At 71.6% G+C, this 17636-nt stretch carries 15 protein-coding genes; 12 read left to right on the top strand and 3 right to left on the bottom strand.

The features are described 5' to 3' along the window. Nucleotides 1–134 precede the first annotated feature (134 nt). Complete coding sequence (locus B4N89_RS50585) at nucleotides 135–821, bottom strand: hypothetical protein (protein ID WP_201261027.1); 687 nt, start codon at nucleotides 819–821, stop codon at nucleotides 135–137. A gap of 1244 nt (nucleotides 822–2065) precedes the next feature. Further along, nucleotides 2066–3733, bottom strand: coding sequence for a PucR family transcriptional regulator (locus B4N89_RS00075; protein WP_078973822.1), 1668 nt, complete (start codon nucleotides 3731–3733; stop codon nucleotides 2066–2068). Between the two features lie 262 nt (nucleotides 3734–3995). Here B4N89_RS00075 and speB point away from each other — a divergent pair, with 262 nt between their 5' ends. From speB to B4N89_RS00035, 8 genes are all read left to right on the top strand, one after another. Beyond that, the gene (gene speB, locus B4N89_RS00070) at nucleotides 3996–4958 is read left to right on the top strand and encodes an agmatinase (protein WP_078973821.1); all 963 of its coding nucleotides are present in this window, start codon (nucleotides 3996–3998) and stop codon (nucleotides 4956–4958) included. Next, nucleotides 4955–6616 (top strand): thiamine pyrophosphate-binding protein, encoded by a 1662-nt coding sequence (locus B4N89_RS00065; protein WP_078973820.1) that lies wholly within the window; start codon nucleotides 4955–4957, stop codon nucleotides 6614–6616. Before speB ends, B4N89_RS00065 begins: the two co-directional genes overlap by 4 nt. A 71-nt stretch (nucleotides 6617–6687) precedes the next feature. After that, a complete protein-coding gene (locus B4N89_RS00060) occupies nucleotides 6688–8127 on the top strand; it encodes an APC family permease (protein WP_161500570.1) in 1440 nt (479 codons plus the stop codon). Then, nucleotides 8124–9020, top strand: a complete 897-nt coding sequence (locus tag B4N89_RS00055) for an NAD-dependent epimerase/dehydratase family protein (protein ID WP_078973818.1) — start codon at nucleotides 8124–8126, stop codon at nucleotides 9018–9020. The genes B4N89_RS00060 and B4N89_RS00055 overlap by 4 nt, the downstream gene beginning before the upstream one ends. Then, nucleotides 9017–9793, top strand: coding sequence for a creatininase (locus B4N89_RS00050; protein ID WP_078973817.1), 777 nt, complete (start codon nucleotides 9017–9019; stop codon nucleotides 9791–9793). Before B4N89_RS00055 ends, B4N89_RS00050 begins: the two co-directional genes overlap by 4 nt. Further along, nucleotides 9790–10509 carry an SDR family NAD(P)-dependent oxidoreductase gene (locus B4N89_RS00045; RefSeq protein WP_078973816.1) on the top strand — a complete coding sequence of 240 codons (720 nt, stop codon included), beginning with the start codon at nucleotides 9790–9792 and terminating at the stop codon, nucleotides 10507–10509. The genes B4N89_RS00050 and B4N89_RS00045 overlap by 4 nt, the downstream gene beginning before the upstream one ends. Further along, on the top strand, nucleotides 10509–11087 hold the full coding sequence (locus B4N89_RS00040) for an SDR family oxidoreductase (protein WP_078973815.1): 579 nt from the start codon (nucleotides 10509–10511) through the stop codon (nucleotides 11085–11087). Before B4N89_RS00045 ends, B4N89_RS00040 begins: the two co-directional genes overlap by 1 nt. A 42-nt stretch (nucleotides 11088–11129) precedes the next feature. Then, entirely contained in the window at nucleotides 11130–11345 is a 216-nt protein-coding gene (locus B4N89_RS00035) for a GNAT family N-acetyltransferase (protein ID WP_321170720.1), read from the top strand. 421 nt (nucleotides 11346–11766) lie between these two features. Here the strand turns inward: B4N89_RS00035 and B4N89_RS00030 are convergent, their stop codons facing one another. Beyond that, nucleotides 11767–12732, bottom strand: a complete 966-nt coding sequence (locus B4N89_RS00030; RefSeq protein WP_078973814.1) for an ATP-binding protein — start codon at nucleotides 12730–12732, stop codon at nucleotides 11767–11769. A gap of 937 nt (nucleotides 12733–13669) precedes the next feature. On the opposite strand from B4N89_RS00030, the gene B4N89_RS50580 reads away from it, so the two are divergent. From B4N89_RS50580 to B4N89_RS00010, 4 genes are all read left to right on the top strand, one after another. After that, complete coding sequence (locus B4N89_RS50580) at nucleotides 13670–15118, top strand: hypothetical protein (RefSeq protein ID WP_078973813.1); 1449 nt, start codon at nucleotides 13670–13672, stop codon at nucleotides 15116–15118. 1203 nt (nucleotides 15119–16321) lie between these two features. Then, nucleotides 16322–16774: a hypothetical protein gene (locus B4N89_RS52500; RefSeq protein WP_078973812.1), complete on the top strand. Its 453-nt coding sequence runs from the start codon at nucleotides 16322–16324 to the stop codon at nucleotides 16772–16774. Next, nucleotides 16771–17127 carry a hypothetical protein gene (locus B4N89_RS00015; RefSeq protein WP_078973811.1) on the top strand — a complete coding sequence of 119 codons (357 nt, stop codon included), beginning with the start codon at nucleotides 16771–16773 and terminating at the stop codon, nucleotides 17125–17127. Before B4N89_RS52500 ends, B4N89_RS00015 begins: the two co-directional genes overlap by 4 nt. Nucleotides 17128–17162: 35 nt before the next feature. Continuing rightward, nucleotides 17163–17375 carry a hypothetical protein gene (locus B4N89_RS00010; RefSeq protein WP_235618395.1) on the top strand — a complete coding sequence of 71 codons (213 nt, stop codon included), beginning with the start codon at nucleotides 17163–17165 and terminating at the stop codon, nucleotides 17373–17375. Nucleotides 17376–17636: the final 261 nt, after the last annotated feature.

The raw sequence follows: 17636 nt of genomic DNA, 5'->3' as shown, positions 1-17636 counted from the left end.
TCGGCCCCGGACCCGGAACACGCGAGCGATACCGGGAGCGGAGCGGCGCACTGACGGGTTCCGGCATGGGCGTGTCACCCGCGCACAGTGCCCGGCCGGGGATGGTTCCGACTGCGCCGCCGGGTCCGACGTGTTCAGGGCCAGATCCGTACGACGTCGTCGAGGACGCGACACACATCGTCGGCCTCCATGTCCACACCGTGGGCTCGCAGGGCGGGTAGACATGCCACGAGGTGGCCCAGGACGTCCGCCCTGGCCCCGTGGTCGACGCCCGACCGGAACACGTGCAGGACGGCGTCCCGAGACAGGCGCGCGAGCTGCCGCGGCCCCAAGGAGGTTCCGAGGAACGCCTTCGTGATCTCCTCACCCCGGGCGAGGACGCAGTGCAGGTCCGCTTCCGTCAGGAGCGGCGCGATGACCTCGAACACCTGGACGCGCTCGTGGTCGTAGGCCAGCGCGAGGGTGGCGTCGAGAGCCCGGCTCACCTGTGACGCGGACAGGTACGGTACGAGGCCGGCGAGTGCCCGGGCCCGGTCGAAGTCGTTGGTGACCACGAGCGCGGTGTCGAGAGCCTGGACGACGACCTCCGCACGCTGCGGCTCGGACAGATGCGGCACGATGCCCGCGAGTGCCCGCGACCGGGGGCCCGGGCGGGCGAGCGCGCGGGCCGTGTCCAGGGCCAGGGCCAGGACCCTGGCACGCTGCGCCCCGGACACACGCGACACGACACGCTCGAACAACCTGAACCGGTCGTTCTCGTTGGTGAACGTGGGCACCATGTCGAGCGCTCGGGAGAGCTGCGAAGCGGACAGGTACGGCACCAGGCCCAGGGGTACCCAGGCCCGGTGGATCTCCTCGGTGAACTCCAGCCGCGTCGAGCGCTCTGCGTATCTGCGACTCGGACAGGCACGGAGCGAGGCCCACGAGCGCTTGCGCCCGGTGGATCTCCTCGGTGAACTCCAGGGCCGCGTCGAAGGCCCGCCCCGATTCCGACTCGGAGAGGTGCGGCACGAGGCCCACGAGCGCCAGTGCCCGGCACGCCGCGTGGGTGGGTGAGGGGGTGCCGTCGAGGAGTCGGGTCAGGACGGTGGTGCGTTGTGGCTCGGACAGACGCGGCACGATACCCCCGAGCGCCGGTGCCCGGTCGTTCGCGTCGTGGAGGGCGAGGGCCGAGTCGAGGGCTTGGGCCAGGACGACAGTGCACTGCGGCCCGGGCAGATGCGCCGCGACGCGCGTGAGCGCCCAGGCGCGGTCGCGCGCGTCGTCGAGTGTGCGTGCTGTGTCGAGGGCTTCGGTCAGGAGGGTGGTGCGTTGCGGCTCAGGTAGGCGGGTCGAGATGTCCGCGAGCGCCCGGGCCCGGTTGCCGTCGTCGTCGAGTGCGAGGGCCATGTCGAGGGATTGGGCCAGGACGGCGGCGCCTTGCGGCCCGGACAGACGCGCCCCGATCTGCTCGACCACCGAGAACCGGCGGCTCTCGTCGGTGAGCGCGAGGCCCGCGTCGAGGACGTGACCCAGCTCCGCCTCGGGAAGGTGGCATGCGAGGTGTGTCAGCGCGTGTTCCCGAGCGTGCATATACGGGAGTTCGTGCGGGAGCGCGCGGAGCGTGCCGAGGGCCTGAGCCAGGACGCTCGCGCGTTGCGGCTCGGGCAGGTGCGGTACGACGTTCGCGAGCGCCCAGGCCCGGTCGCGCTCGTGGGTGAGCGCGAGGGCGGTATCGAGGGCCCGGTTCAGGACGGTGGTGCGGCGCGGTTCGGCCAGGTGCTCGGCGATCACGTCGGCGACGAACCGCTCGGCAATGGTGTCCTGGACCAGGAGCCGGGAGCCCGCCGTGCACATCTGGCCCGCGTTGAAGGTGATCGCCCAGGCTGCGGTTCTCGCGGCTTGGCGCGTCGGCGAACACCAACTGCGGGCTCGTGCCGCCGGGTTCGAGGTGCACCGCTTTCGCGTTGGACTCCCCGGAGTAGGTGAGCAACCCCACCGGATCACTCGGATCACAGCCCGGACTCCGGTCCGGTCCGCGAGCCGAGCAAGCGGTGCCGGCTCGCGACATCCAACCCGCGCCGCGCTACTCGGGGCCGGTGCCCGCCCGCTCGGTGCTCGGCCGTTCGCCCGGCAGCCAGCGCAGGGCGAACCACAATTCCATCCGAACGTCCGGGTCGTGCAGATTCAGGTCCAGCAGATCGCCGATCCTGACGACGCGCTGGCGCACGGTGTTGCGGTGCAGTCCGAGCGCGGTCGCGGTGCGGTCCCAGCTCCCGTGATGGGCGAGCCAGGTGCGCAGGGTTTCGAGCAGTACGTCGTAGCCGGGCGAGGGCGCATCGGCCAGCGCCGCGAATCGGGCGTGTGCCAGGGCGGCCGCGTCGGCCGCCGAAACGAGCGAGTGCATGCTCAGGTCCTGATGTCGATGCCGCCGGTTCGGGACCCCCGCCGCGAGCGCGTACCGCAACGCGCGCTCGGCCTGATTGGCAGCCACCGCGAGGTCGACCGTGGCCGACGGCGCGCTGAAGCCGAGCGTCCACCCGAGCCGATTCGCCGCCGCGGGGTCGGGGGCCGGCGAGCCGGGCGCGGTGGGCACCAACGCGTGGACTTCGCGCTCGCGCAGGTCCAGATACGGCGTGGCCAAAGCGGTCCCCAACGCGGCCAGTTGCACCGGGTAGTCTCCCGAATCGGGCCCCGGGCCCGGTCGCTGCCCGCCGAGCCGACCGCGGACCACGATCCAACCGGCCCCCGGCGTCGACGGCATCAACAGCGATGCCACATCCTGCGGTGACCCGCCGAGCATCAGCCGCACCAGCGCGGCCGAGCTGCGGCTGTCGCCGCCGAGGGCGTGCCGCGGGCTGGTCAGCAGGGACAACAGCACGGCCGCCACCGCGGTCACCGAGTGTTGTACCGCCGTCGGTGCGGTACCCGCGACGACCCCGATCGCCGGCGGCACGCCGCCGGCGTCCCCGCCCGGCAAAGCGTGCACGGTCAGGTGCAGCCCGCCGTGGTGGTCCGCGGCGGTCGAGGGTGCGACCCGATCCCGACCGGCCTCGCCGTGGCGCGACAGCGCGATGGTGCGCGCCATCAATGCGCGCAACCGCTCCACCGCCCCCGAATCCGGCCGTACGCCCGACGCCACCAGTTCGTTGCCGGCCGGATCGAGCAGCACGGTCCACGCGTCGAGTTGCACCGTGAGCCGATCGAGCACGGACCGCAGCGCGTCGGCGCGGACCGCGGCCGTGACCAACGCGCCCTGTGCCCGACTGATCCGGCGCAGGTCCCGATAACGCGACTCGGTCATCGCGGCGTGCGCGGCCTGGCTGACCGCGACGAACGGCGTGCCGTCGGGCACCCGCAACAAAGGCAGCCCGTGCCGGTCGCATGCCTCGATCAGCGCGCTCGGCACGTCGTCGTACACCGGCACCAGGCCGAAGCCCAAAGCGCCGGCGCCCGCCCGCGCGATCCGACCCGCGTACGCGTCGATGCCCTCGGGCGTCTTGGGCAACGGCACCCCGGCGGTGAGCAAGAGTTCGCCGCCGATCAGGTACGGAGTCGGATCCTCCAACTCGGTGACCCCGGTCGAGGAGATCGGCCGGTCCTCGCGCGGGCCGGCAATCTGCCGCAGCCCCAGCGCCGGGTCGGCGAGCAGCACGCTCAGCGGGACACTCGGAACGCTCGGGTCGTTGGCGAGGTCGAGCCCTGGTCCGTCCTGGGCTGGGCCGGTCGGAGGAGGCACGTCGGCCGACGGCATGGCGGCACCTTCCGTTCAGGACGATTCATCTATCCTGACTCATCGTAATGGACAGAAAAGCCACTTCACCGGTGCCGCCGGCCGGACGTAGGTTCATACCCACAAGGCGAGCGGTTGCCGCGCCGCCCCCGGTACGACAACCACCGCCGACCCCGCCGCTTCGGGCTCCGGCCCCGGCTCCAGGCAGCGCCCGCGCTTTCCGGGGCGCCCCGACATTCCCCTTCCGCAGGCGATTCCTGCTGTCCTTGCGAGGTCCTCCGCCATGAGTTCCACCGCCGCCCGCGGCCCCGTCGACTCCTCCCGCATCCCGCGCTACGCGGGCCCCGCCACCTTCGCTCGCCTGCCCCGTACGGACGAAGTCCCGCACACCGACATCGCGGTGGTCGGGGTGCCCTTCGACTCGGGCGTCTCCTACCGGCCCGGCGCGCGCTTCGGCGGAAACGCGATCCGCGAGGCGTCTCGACTGCTACGCCCGTACAACGCGGCTCAGGACGCTTTGCCGTTCGCCCTCGCCCAGGTCGCCGACGCCGGCGACATCGCGGCCAATCCCTTCGACATCCACGAGGCCGTCGCCACCGTCGAGGCCGCGGCCGAGGAACTGCTCAGGTCCGGCACCCGGCTGATGACCCTCGGCGGCGACCACACCATCGCGCTGCCCCTGCTGCGCGCGGTCGCCCGCCGACACGGACCGGTCGCCCTCCTGCACTTCGACGCCCACCTGGACACCTGGGACACCTACTTCGGCGCCGAGTACACCCACGGCACCCCGTTCCGGCGCGCCGTCGAGGAAGGCATCCTCGACACCGAGGCGCTTTCCCACGTGGGCACCCGCGGCCCGCTGTACGGCAAAGGGGACCTGACCGACGACCAGAAGATGGGCTTCGGCATCGTCACGTCGGCCGACGTCATGCGCCGCGGCGTCGACGAGGTCGCCGCGCAACTGCGCGAGCGGATCGGCGACCGCCCCCTGTACATCTCGATCGACATCGACGTCCTGGACCCCGCCCACGCCCCGGGCACCGGCACCCCCGAGGCCGGCGGCCTCACCTCGCGCGAGCTCCTGGAGATCCTGCGCGGCCTGGCCGCGTGCAACGTGGTCTCCGCCGACGTGGTCGAGGTCGCCCCCGCCTACGACCACGCCGAGATCACCTCGGTGGCCGCCGCGCATGTCGCCTACGAGCTGACCACGCTGATGGCGCGCCGGATCGCCGGTGAGCGGGCATGAATCCCGACCGCGAACCCAAAGCGCCCGCGACCCGCAACGGCGGCGACCTGGTCGTCGAATCGCTCGTCAACCTGGGCGCGGACCGCGTCTTCGGGGTGCCCGGTCAACACGCGCTCGGCCTGTTCGACGCGCTGCGCCGCTCGTCGCTGCGCTACACGGGACTGCGGGTGGAGAACAACGCGGGCTTCGCCGCGGACGGCTACGCGCGCAGCGCCGACACGGTGGCCCCGCTGCTGCTGTCCACCGGCCCCGGCGCACTGACCGCGTTGCCGGCGCTCCAGGAATCGGCCGCCGCCTCGGTGCCGGTCCTGGCCGTCTCCAGCCAGATTCCCTCGGCCGGCCTCGGCGGTCGACGACGCGGCTACCTGCACGAACTGGTGGACCAACAGGCGAGCTTTCGCGACGTGGTCAAGTCCGTGCACCTGGTGGGGGCGGCCTCGCAGATCCCCTCGGTGCTCGCGGCGGCGTGGGAGTCCGCGCTCACCCCGCCGTACGGCCCGGTGTGGGTGGAGATCCCCCAGGACGTGCTGCTCGCCACCACCGAGGTGCCCCGGGTGACCGGGCTGCGGGCGCGCCCTCGCGTGCCGCTCGCCCGACCCGAACTGCTCGCCGAGGCGGCAGCGCTGCTGGTCGCCGCCGAACGGCCGGTGATCCTGGCCGGCGGCGGCGTGGTCCGCGCCGGCGCGAGCGCGGAACTGCTGCGCCTGGCGCACATCCTGGACGCGCCGGTCGCCTGCACGTTCGGCGCCAAGGGCGCCTTCCCATGGACGCACCCGCTCTCGCTCCAGTCGTGGTTGGAGGATCGGCACACCACCGAACTCCTGGACGACGCAGACGTGTTGCTCGTGGTCGGCTCCGGACTGGGCGAACTCTCCACCAACTACCACACGCTGGCCCCGCGAGGCCGGATCATCCAGATCGAGGCCGACCCGAGCAAGCTGGAGTCCGTCCATCCCGCGTTCGGCATCCACGCCGACGCGCGCACCGCGCTCGCCGTTCTCGGCGACTCGGTCTCGCCGCGACCGCCCGGCCGGGGCGCGACGATCGCCCGTACCCTCCGCGAGCGGGTCGGCGCGCGGATCGCGGACCAAGGGCTCGATCTCGAACAGGCCGTGCTCGCCGCGGTGCGGGCGGCGTTGCCCGACGACTCGCCGGTCTTCTTCGACATGACCATCCTCGGCTACTGGGCCTGGTCCGCCTGGGACGCTCGACGGCCCGGCGCGATGCACTCCGCACAGGGCGCGGGCGGGCTGGGCTACGGCTACCCCGCAGCGCTCGGCGCGGCGACCGCCGACCCGGCACGTCCGGTGCTCGCGGTCTCCGGTGACGGCGGCGCGATGTACTCGATCGCCGAACTGGCCACCGCCCGCCAGGAGAACCTGGACGTCACGTGGCTGATCGTCGACGACGGCGGCTACGGGATATTGCGCGAGTACATGACGGACACCTTCGGTGAGGCGACCGGGACCGAACTGGCCCGCCCCGACTTCGTCCGGCTCGCCGAATCCTTCGGCGTCCCGGCCACACGCGCCACACCCGCCACGCTGAGAAGCGATCTCGCCGCGGCCCTGACCGCGCCCGGTCCTCGGGTGGTCGTCCTCTCGGCCCTGCTGCGGATGTTCGCGCCCACCCACGCGGAACGGACCGACGGCAGATGACCACGCCTTCGGGCAGCGACGCCCGTCCCGCCCACTCCGACCCCATCCCGGCCCACGCGAGGAGCACGACGATGAGAACCGACGACCGAGTCTCGGCGGGGCAGCCGCCCGCGGCCGGCTTGAAGGCGAACGCCATCGGGCTCCCGGGCGCCCTCATGCAGTCGGTGACCACGATGTCGCCGGCCATCACGGTCGCCTTCACCGTGCCGTTCCTGGCCGGCACCGCCGGCGTGGCGAGCCCGCTGGTGGTGCTGCTCGCCGCCGTGGTGTCCTACCTGCTCGGCTACTCGCTCGCCCAACTCACCCGACACATAACCTCCGCGGGCACCTACCACAGCTTCGTCAGCCGACTGCTCGGTCCGCGCTGGGGATTCCTCGCCGCGTGGGCATACTTGCTGTTCTATCCGGTCGCCACCGCGATGCTGTGCGGACTGTTCGGCTCGACGACGCACCGGGTGCTGCTGAGCGAATACGGCTGGGACGTGCCGTGGTGGGCGCCGATGATGCTGCTTTTGGTGGCCGTCGCCGCACTGGCCTACCGAGGTGTCGAACTGGCCGTGGGCGTGACCGTGGCGCTGGGCGTGTTCGAGATCCTGGTGATGGTCGCGCTCTCCGTCTGGGGCCTGCTCCAGCCCGGTGACGGCGGGACCAGTCTCAACTGGCTCACCGGGAGCGGGGCGCCCACCGGCAACGGCTTCTTCCTCGGTTTCGTGTTCAGCATCTACACCTACACCGGCTGGGACGCGGCGGCGTCACTCGGAGAGGAGACCGCGAACCCACGCCGGAACATCCCCAAGGCGGTGCTCGGCTCGATCGTCATCCTGGGCGTGTTCGTCGTGCTGACCACATGGGGGCAACTGGCGGGCTGGGGAACCCGCGACATCCAGGGCTTCGTCGACTCCGAGCAGCTCCCGGTGTTCGTGCTCGCGCACAAATACTGGGGCCCACTGTGGTTCCTGGCCTTGCTGGCGCTGCTCAACTCGATCGTCGGCGGCGCCATCGCGTGCATGAACGCGTCGGCCCGGTTCATGTACGGCATGGCCCGATCCGGTGCGCTGCCCGGGCCGCTCGCCCGGCTGAGTCGGCATCAGACGCCGGTCGCGGCGATCGGAGTGCAGACGGTGATCAACGTGGTGGTCGGACTGGCGATGATCGGCACGGTCGGGCTGTACAACGTCTACTCGTTCACCGGGCTGATGTTCACCTTCGCCCTCGCCGTGGTGTACGTGATGGGCAGCGTCGCGGTGTGGCGGATGTACCGGACCATGGCCCGGCACGAGTTCAACTGGGTCAAGCACGCCGTGGTGCCGTTCCTCGGCAGCGCCGCGCTGATCCTGGTGGCCTACGAATCACTCGACCCGCTTCCGGAAAGCCCGTTCGTGTGGGCACTGCCGGTGGTCGTCGTGTGGATGGTCGGCGGCCTGGTCCTGCTGCTCGTCCGCAGGCGCGGGCTCGACGACGAGCCGCCCGAGGCCGCGCGTCCGGGCGCGACCGAGGCGCCGGTCCGATGAGCGCCTCGGGCAAGCGGGTCGTAGTCACCGGTGGTTCCGGTCGGGTGGGCCGGTACGTACTGGCCGAACTCGCGGACGCGCACGACGTGCTGAACGCCGACCTGGCCCCTGGGAAGGACGGCCCCGATGTCGCCTTCCGCCGCACGGACATCCTCGAACCCGCAACCCTGGCCTCCTCGTTCGCCGGGGCCGACGTGGTGGTCCACCTCGCCGGGATCGACTACGACTGGGCGACCGACCCGCGGGACTGCGTCAGGGTGAACACCCTCGGCTGCTGGAACGTGCTCCAGGCGGCCCGCGAACAAGGCGTCGCGCGGGTCGTGGTGTGCTCCAGCGTCGCGGCTACCGGACTGCACGAGCTGCGCGCCGGATGGACCCCGACCCGGCTGCCCGTGGACGACACGCACCCGAGCCGGCCGGTGGACGCGTACGGCATCAGCAAGGCGATCGTCGAGGTGACCGCGCGCGGCTTCGCCGACGCGGGCGATGTGGAAGTGGTGTGCCTGCGCCCCTGCGCGGTGGTCTTCCCGGAGAACCTGCACACCTTCGTCGACCCGGCACCGGGAGCCGGCCCGCGCACGCTGCACGACTACGTCACGGCGGAGGACGTCGCGCGGGCCTTCCGAGCCGCCGTGGAAACCACCGCGCCGACCTTCGGGCCGTACCTGCTCGCCGCGGCGGACTGCGCCCACCCGGACCCGACGCTGGACTGGTACGCCCGTGAGGTGGGCGAGGTACCCGCCGACCTCGACCGGGACCGATTCACCCGCGACCCACACGCCGGCGCGGTCTGCGCCGACGGGGCGCGCGCCGGCCTCGGTTGGGAACCGCGCGGGCGGTTCACCGACCTCCTCACCCGGCATCGCCACGACCTTCACCGGAGGACCCCATGACCGACCGGACCCGGCTGCGCGACCTCACCGGCCCCGAGATCGCCGCCCGAGCGGCGCACGAGGTGCTGTTCCTGCCGCTCGGCTCGATCGAACAACACGGCCCGCACCTGCCGGTGGACACCGACACGCACATCGCCGAGCGCTTCGCCGCGGCTGTCTGCGCCCGCGTCGGCGGACTGGTTGCCCCGGGGTACGCCTACGGCTCGCGATCGCGGCCGATCAGCGGCGGCGGCGAGCGGTTCCCCGGCACGGTTTCGCTGAGCGCCGCCACACACAGCGCGCTCGTGAATGACCTGGTGGTCAACTACGCCCGGCACGGGCATCGGCGGATCGTGCTGGTCAACGGCCACTTCGAGAACACCGCGCCGGCCGTCGAGGGAGTCGACCTGGCCCTCGAACGCGGGGCCGACGCACGGGTGTTGATGGTGAACTGGTGGGAGGTGATCGGCGCCGACGCGCTCGACCGAATCTTCGCCGGCGACTTCCCCGGCTGGGAGGCCGAGCACGCCGGGATCGTCGAGACATCGCTGATGATGCACCTGGACCCGACCCGGGTCCACACCGACGCGATCAGCCCGCTGACCGTCGAGATCACCCCGCCGCCGTACACGGTGCTGCCGGAACGGCCGGGCCTGGTCGACCCCTCCGGCGTGCTGCGCACCGCGCATGGCAGCTCGGCGGCGATCGGCGAGGCGATCTTCGAGGGCGCCGCCGACGCGATCGCCGCGGTGGTGCGGACCGAGTTCGGCGTGGCCGGGGGAGTGGAGCGATGAGCATGGGTACGGACGGCGGCAAGCCGGCCAAGGTGGCCGTGGTCAGCGGCGCGGCCGCCGGGATCGGCCTGGCCTGTGTCCGCGAACTGCGGCGACAGGGTTGGCTGGTGGCCGGATGCGACCTGCGAGCCGGCGGCGAGGCGGACCTCGACGCGGTGGTGGACGTCGCCGATCCGGCGGCCGTCGCGCGCTTCGTGGCTCGGGTCACCGCCGAACTCGGCTCGCCCACAGGCGTGTTGAGCGCGGCCGGATACGTGGAGGAGATCCCGCTCGCCGAAATCTCACCGGCGGCCTTCCGCCGGATGCTCGGCGTGCACCTCGGCGGCCTGCACAACCTTACCCGCGCCACCCTGCCGGCCATGGTGGATCGAGGCGCCGGCGCGATCGTCGCGGTGGCCTCCGAACTGGCGATCACCGGTGGCGAGGACGCCGCCCACTACGTGACCGCCAAGGGGGCACTGCTGGGCCTGACCCGGGCGTTGGCCGCCGAGCAGGCGCCGACCGGGGTCCTGGTGAACGTGGTGGCCCCCGGCCCCACAGACACCGCGATGCTGGCCGCCGGCACGATCTGGCGCGACCCGACGTACCTGGCCACTTTGCCCACCGGTGCGCTGGTCCGGCCGGAGGAAATCGCGATCACCGCGGCCTTCCTGCTGTCCGGCCGCGGCGCGCTCACGGGGCAGGTCGTGTCCCCCAACGCAGGAACGGTGATCTGATGCAGTCGCTCTCCCACCACGCTGTACTCGTCGGCCTGCCGGCCGAGGTCGGCCGGGCCGCGACGCAGGTGCTGAGCGCGCGCGGCGGACGGGTGACGTCGCCCGCCGACGTGGACGTGCCCGCGCCCGATCTGTTCGTGATCGGGACCACCGAGCCGGGGCCGGCCGCGGACTTCGCCGACACCGACCCGGTGAACTGGTGGGCCGCCGTCGAGCGGCGGCTGTCCGCGCTGTTCGCCCTGGCCCAGGCGGCGGGTCGGGACCTGGCCGCCGCGGGCGGGGGACGAATCGTACTCGTGCTCGACGCGCGCGGTCTGGCGGGGGAAGCGGGCGCCACCGTCGACGCGACGGTCGGTTCGGCGGCGATCGCGCTGACCAAATCCCTGGCCCGCGAACTGGGTCCGGTGGGCGTCGCGGTCAACGCGGTGGCGGTTTCGGCTTCGCCCCAGGGCGGGTTCACCGAACCCACACCGCACCACGTTGCCCAGACCATCGCCTTCCTCGGCGACCCCGACCTCCCGTCCCTGACCGGCCAGATCGTCCCCTGTACAGGCGGCACCGTCCGCACCCGCGCATAGGCTCGGACGTCCCGCGTCACGCCCCCGCAGTGATCCGCGCCGCTGGCCGACCTCGGCGTCCTGACGCTGCCCCCGTACCGCGGCAAGGGCCACGCTCGCCGCCTCGTGCGCGCGATCTCCCGGCACGCCCTCGCCCGGGGGTACCAGCCGCAGTACCGCTGCCAACTCGACAACCACGCCTCGGTGGCGGCGGCCGGAGCAGCCGGCCTGACTCGATTCGGGACCTGGGACGTCGTCTCACCGGACTCGGCCGGGTAGGTCTAGGCCCTGTCCGCCCGCCCGCTTCACAGAACGGACCCACCGAACGCCGAGAAGGTGCCCACCGCGGAGCGGCACACCGCGCCCCGGACCGGGCCGGCAGCGCCCTGATTCGGTCCGGCAACCGGCGCGGTCGCCATACGTCCCGGCGCGGGTTCCCGGTCGAGGCGGTGTCCGGCCTTCTCGGCTCGTTGTGATTCCGGGGGTGGTGGTTGGTGTGTGGGTGGTGGTGTGGGCTGGGGTGTTGCAGGTGGGTTGAGAACGTTTCGGGGCTGTCCGGGTGGAGGCTGTGGGGGTCTGACCTGGGGGTTTCGCGTTTTTGTTGAGAATGCGCGGATGTGTTGCACATAGCCGGGTGCGTCTAAAGGCCCGGATCGTGTTTGTGCTGGTCACAGCGTTTTGGCGTGGGTCGCAGGGCGGTCTACCGTCCGGACGTGGGTGATCGCGGCTGGTGCCGGGTTTCGGCGAGATGGTCCAAGCGGATCCGGTCGAGGCTGGTTCTGGTGATGCGTTCGGTGCCGTCCACGATCGCGGTGATCGCGGCTTGGCGGATGAGGCGGGTGAGGCTGCCGATCCGGCCGGCGGTGCGCCTGTGGAGATAGGGCGCGAGGCGGGGGAGTGTCCCCGCGCGGTGTGCGTGCAGGTCGAGGGCGGCTTCCACTCCGGCGATCAATTCTTTGAACGGTTCGCGTGTGCCGAGCCGCGCGGGGAACGCCCCGCACTCGACCAACGAGGCCCGACCGGCGAGTTGCGCTCCGCGTACCCCGCCGAACAACGGTGTGGCGGTCACGTCGATGCCCGCGTACACGAAGGTCGCCCCGATGCGTTCGGTGAGGTCCTTCAACAGGTCGGCGGTCTCCGCACCGGTGGTGGTGCGGGGGTTGAGGCGGTGGATCTCGTCGATGAGGACGAGGTGGACGCCTGCCCGGTTGTAGGTGTGGCAGACGGCTTCGGTGATCTGTGCCTGCGTCATCCGGGCCGTGACGGGGATGCCGAGGTAGCGGGCGAACTCGGCGGCGAGGGCCTTGGCGGTCGCGCCGGGCGGTACGAGGACGTACGCCACCGACACGCCCTCCGCCCTCCCGCCGCGTCGGGCGGCCTCCGTGAGGTGGCAGGCGCGTCCGACGTGGAGCAGCGCGGTGGTTTTCCCGGCCGCGGCGGGGCCGCCGGCGATCAACGCCGGTCGGGCGGTGGTCCGTTGGTGGCGGCCCAGGATCATCAGCGTGCGTATGTTCGTGGCTAGGGTGTCGATGGCCGGGGTGCGGATGGTCACGAACGCGGAGTGGTAGGCCAGGCGTTCTTCCCGGCCGCGGGGCGGTGCATCGGGTTCCGGTGGCGCGGGTGGTGCTGCGGCGACGAAGTCCTGCCAGCCCTGCCAGGTGGTCATCGGCCGGGACTGTTCCGTCGTCTGCGCACGACGCCCCTCGCGTCGTCGCCCGATTGCGCACCGGGGCTCACCATTTCAGGGCCTCCTCGTGTGCGTCGTAGAGCCCGTACCCCGTGTACGGCGGTGCGGGGGAGCCGGGGTCTTCTTCGGCGGCGTCCGGGCCCGGGAGCGGTGACTCGTCGGGACCGTCGTCGAGTTCGTCGAGGCTCTCCTCGCCCTTCCCCGGGACGGTGTCGCCGGGGTCCTGCTCCAGCTCTTCGTGCCCGCGTCGGGCACAGCGCGGGGACGACCGGGTGGGCGCCGGGGCGGACCGTGTTGTCGGCGAGCAGGCAGGTCCGGATTCGTGTCTCCGAGGGCCGGTGTCTCGACGATGCCGGCGTGCAGGATGATCACGCGCGGGTCTTGCGGGCCTTCTCTGCGGCGAGGAGCGGCGCACTGTCGAGTACGTACGTGGACGGCACGGACACCGACCGAAGACTCGACCGGCGTTCGGCGGTACTCGGAAGACGTGCGTGCTCGGCACGTGGGTGGAGTGGTACTGATCGTGCACACCGCGACCGTGCCCGCCGAGTCCGTGGCACTCGTTTCCGACTGGTGACCCGGGACCGCACACACCGCTGCGCCGGATTCGTCCGTACCCGGTCGCGACTGTTCGGACGAACCCGTGAACTCAGGCCACGGTCCTCCACGTTCCGGGTGCTGCAAGAACGACACCCGACCGATCGTCGCGAATCCCGACGGTACGATTTCGCGCCTGCGGGTCGGTGGTATGCGCTACCGTTCTTGCGCACGGTCCGGACCGCCGCTCACACCGGGGGAACCAGCCGTAGCCGTCGATCTCGACTCTCGTTCGGGGGCGCGTGCGCAGCGTGCCCACCAGCGGAACCTTCCACCCTTCGCGCTCCTTCGAGTGCCGCTGTGTCATTGGAGTTCCCGCATGAATGCCGGTTTCGAGCAGGTCCGCCTGTTCGACTTCCTCTGTGAGCACACCCCCAGCAAAAGTCGTGTCATGGCCCTGATCGGGACCTTCGACATCCCTCGTTCCCTCGCCGCCGTGTTGACCTGCAAGGACAAGGCGCACGCCCACGCGGCACAGCGCATGCTGCGACGCGTACTCGCGGCCCGCGATGCCACGGAGGGAGCAGAGAGCCTGCGCACACTGGTCGCCGCGCTGCCGGACGCGCCGGGGAGTTCACTCAGACAGGCCGTCGCCCACGCCGCAACCGGGACATGGCCCGCCGGCACCGGCATTCTGTATGTTCCGGTGCCGGAGGCGGGCGCCCAAGACGAAGAGCTCGAAGGGCGGGAAGACGCCGGGGCGTCCGACGAGCCGGACGACACCTCGGCGGCTGCGTCGCCCGACGAGGCACGACTGAAGGACCTCGCCGGCAGCGTCGTACGTATCGCGCACCTGCGGGAATTCCACATCACGGACGAGGACACACTCGTGCGAGAGGCCATGAGCCAGGGTTGGGAACCGCTCCCCGCGTCGGATTTGACGGAGGACGATCCCCGTGACCTGGTCGGCGCGGTGATGACGCTCAGCGACAGCGACAGCTGGATCGCCGGCGCGGAAACGCTGACGGATCAGAGCAGCGCGCGTCTTCTGCGCGTCCAGGACGGCGACGAACTCGCGGACTGGAGCGCACGGCCCATCCGCACCGACTTCACCCACGGGTGGCGGCTCGGGCGGGAGCACGAAGAAGCGGCAATCGATCCCGAGGCGTCGACACCCACCCCCGACGAGGAGACGCCGGACCTGGTCGCGCTGTTCCCCGTCAGGGAGTGCGACTGCGGTGGTGAGGGCTGCGAGGAAGGCTGCTGGCAATTCACGCCGCGTACGGTCGACTTGCTGCTGACCGCGCTGAGCGTTTTGGCCGATCAGGCGTACGACGACGCCGAGGAGCTCGGCGACCGACCGGTATCCGATCACGACACCGGCAACTGGGAGACGTTCATGCGCCTGCCCCCGTTGACCTTCGCCGCGAACCGCGAGTGGCGTCGCCGCATGGCCCGAGCCTTCGACGACCTCGCCGACGATCTGGAGCGAGGCACGTGGCCTCAACCCTCCTGTACCGCTGAGGAGATGGCGCTCCATCTCGCGATCGAGGACGCACCCTCCTACCTGGACGACATCGACGAGTCGAACGACGCTCATGGCCGCTTGCCCGAGCACGAGGACGACTACGACTGGGACATGTGCTCGGACCTGTTCTTCCAGGACCATGACGTCCTCATGCTCTTCAACGCCCGCTTCGACGGCATCGAGGATCCTGCGGGCGAGGTGAACCAACATTTCGGCATCGGAGACCTTCGCCGGAACAACTGGTTCGAGCCCTTCGGGAACACCCCGGCGCGCGACCCCGGCCGCGGCTTCCGACGCTGAGACCCCCGCAGCGCCGATGTGAGGGTGCGGGATGTGGCCGGCAGGGGCGATGTCAGGGATGAACGGGCCATCCGAGGCGGCATCGCGGTCGGTGAACGAGGTGGGGGCCACGTGGGCGCGCCGGTTGTGCAGATGGTCCAAGGCGTCGGTCGCGGTATTCGCGTGGTTCACCATCAGCCGAACGAGTACGACCTCGTGCCCGTTGGCGTCCGCCCCGGGTGTTGCACATGGATGCTCCCGGAACGGCGCCAAGCGCCGGACGGTTCGGCGAGGGGACGTTTCCCGGGGGCTGTCCGCACGCGGGCGTGCGGCGCGGAAGGGGTGCCCGCCGGAAACCACGACGGGACCGGACCGGCCCCACCGGCGGGCCTCGCGCCCACGCCCGCCCGGCCCGGACAGGAGGGACGCCTCGGTGGCGGCGGACGACAGGGTCGGTTTCGAGGCCGAGTCGGAGGTCGTCGGCGAGCCGCATCCTGGAACCGTCGGGGACGGCGGGTCCACGGCATCGCGGCGGTGTCCGCGGAAGCCTGTACGAGCCGTGATCGTGTTCGGGGGGTGGGATGGCGTGTGTCAGCGGACGACGAGCGGCGGACCCGGATGCCCGGAGCTGTTCGTAAGGATTGGGCCCCTGCGCTGCGGGATGGACCCCGACGAGTTGGCGGCCGCGACGAGCGAGGCCACGGCGGAAACCGAGCGGTACAGACGCAGTCGTCCGGTGGACGCGAACGTCTACACAGTCGGGGAGGGCCTGAATCCGGAGCGCGGTCTGCATCTGTGGTACCGGGGTGAGCGACTCGCGGGTGTCGTGGTCGAACGCCTGGTGCGGAATACAAGTCCTCGCGGACGGCACGGCGTTGGTCGGCCGTGTGTCTCCCGTTTTGGAGCGGTGGATGATGGACCGTGCCGAGTCCCGCCCGCCCTGTACCAAACTCCCTGCGGACGGGAGCGGGTCGGATGCAGGCGCGTAGCACGCTCCGCAACGCTCCTTCTCTCACGTCAGGAGTCGGACGGATCTCGTACGTGTGATGGTCGACATCGCGAACGAGGCAGCTCGCAGCCGTGGAAGGTGGGGCGTTCCGGCCGAATGACCCCCGCAGGAGACAGGAAGAGTCGATGCCGCAGGGGTTTACGGGGCTTGATGTGGCGCATCTAGGATTGTGATCGGTTCGAGAGGGAGCCCGCCGCGAGAGGGGAGATGATGTCATGCCGGAAGCCGCCGACCCCGCCACCCACGCCCATGTGCCTCGCAGGACGGTCGAAGACCCCGCGGACGGTGCGCGTGAGCGCCTGCTGTGGATGGACGTCGCCGTATGGCGCCGGGCCCGCGCCCGCGCGGCCGGCGACGCCTTGGACCTGACCCCGGTCCTCGAGGCCCTCCTGGACGCCTTCGCCGACGGCCGGGTGACGGTGACCCCACCCCCGGGTCGCTCCCTGGGCCCCACACGCGACGGAACTCCCCGCACGGGATGCCGCACGGGCCCGCTGTCCCACCGGGTGTGGTCGCGCGCCGACCGCCGTCGCGCGGCGGCGGGCGTGAAGTCCATGCCGGTCCTGTGCGAACTGCTCCTCGGCGGCTACGTCGACGCACACCTGACCACCACGCTGACCGCGACCGGCCACGTACCCCGCACCCACCGAGAGGACGACGCGGCATGAGCGAGCCCACCACCCCCCTACCGAACGGTGCACGCCTGCCCCGCCCCGAGCGCACTCCCGACGCCCTGCGCGTAGCCCTCGCACGCGTCGCACCGCACCGCCTGCCCGAGATGGAACGCCAGAAGAACGAAGCCTTCCAACTCGCCGCCCAGACCGCACACCTGGGCCCGATCCAGGGCTGGCTGACGGTGTGGGCGGGCGAGGTCGAGATCGAACGCCGCCCCGACCTCCTCACCCGCCGCCACACGGCCGAACAAACCCTGCAAACCCTGCAACGCCACGACCCCGCCTGGCAGGCCGCCCGCGCGGAACTCCTCGCCGTCCTCACCGAGGCCCGCGAGGCCACCGCGTGACCTGGGCCTGGGAATACGAACCCGACGAGGCGTACGTGACCGCCGACGCCCCACCGGTCCTGATCGTCCAGGTCGAGGACAAGGCCGCCGAACTCGTCCGCGCCGCCGAAGCGCTCTACCTCCGCGGCGAGACCTACGAGGGACTATCACCCCAGGGCGGCACGGCCCTGGTCGCGAACGGCATGTTCGTCTACCAGGTCGTCCCACGCCACGAACGCGTCTACATCCTCCAAATCACCTCCTGGTAACACCCACCACCACTCAAGTTCACACCCGGACCGAGCGGGACCCGCACCCGCGTCCCCACGCCGCCTGCGGATGACGGCGCCCATCCACGCGATCAAGGGCCCGCCGTCCTCGACCGCGATCACCGACCCCAGCCACGGCCGCCCGACCCGTACCCCGAGCTCGCGGCCAAACTCTCCGTCCGCCCGCAACATCCCAGGCCGCCCGGCACCGCCGTCGCGCCACAACCGCTGCGCCATGACCGGATCCAGCAGCGCGTCCGC

Origin of the sequence: Embleya scabrispora, from assembly GCF_002024165.1 — a bacterium.
GTDB lineage: Bacteria > Actinomycetota > Actinomycetes > Streptomycetales > Streptomycetaceae > Embleya > Embleya scabrispora_A.
This window is presented reverse-complemented; position numbering and strand designations above follow the sequence as displayed.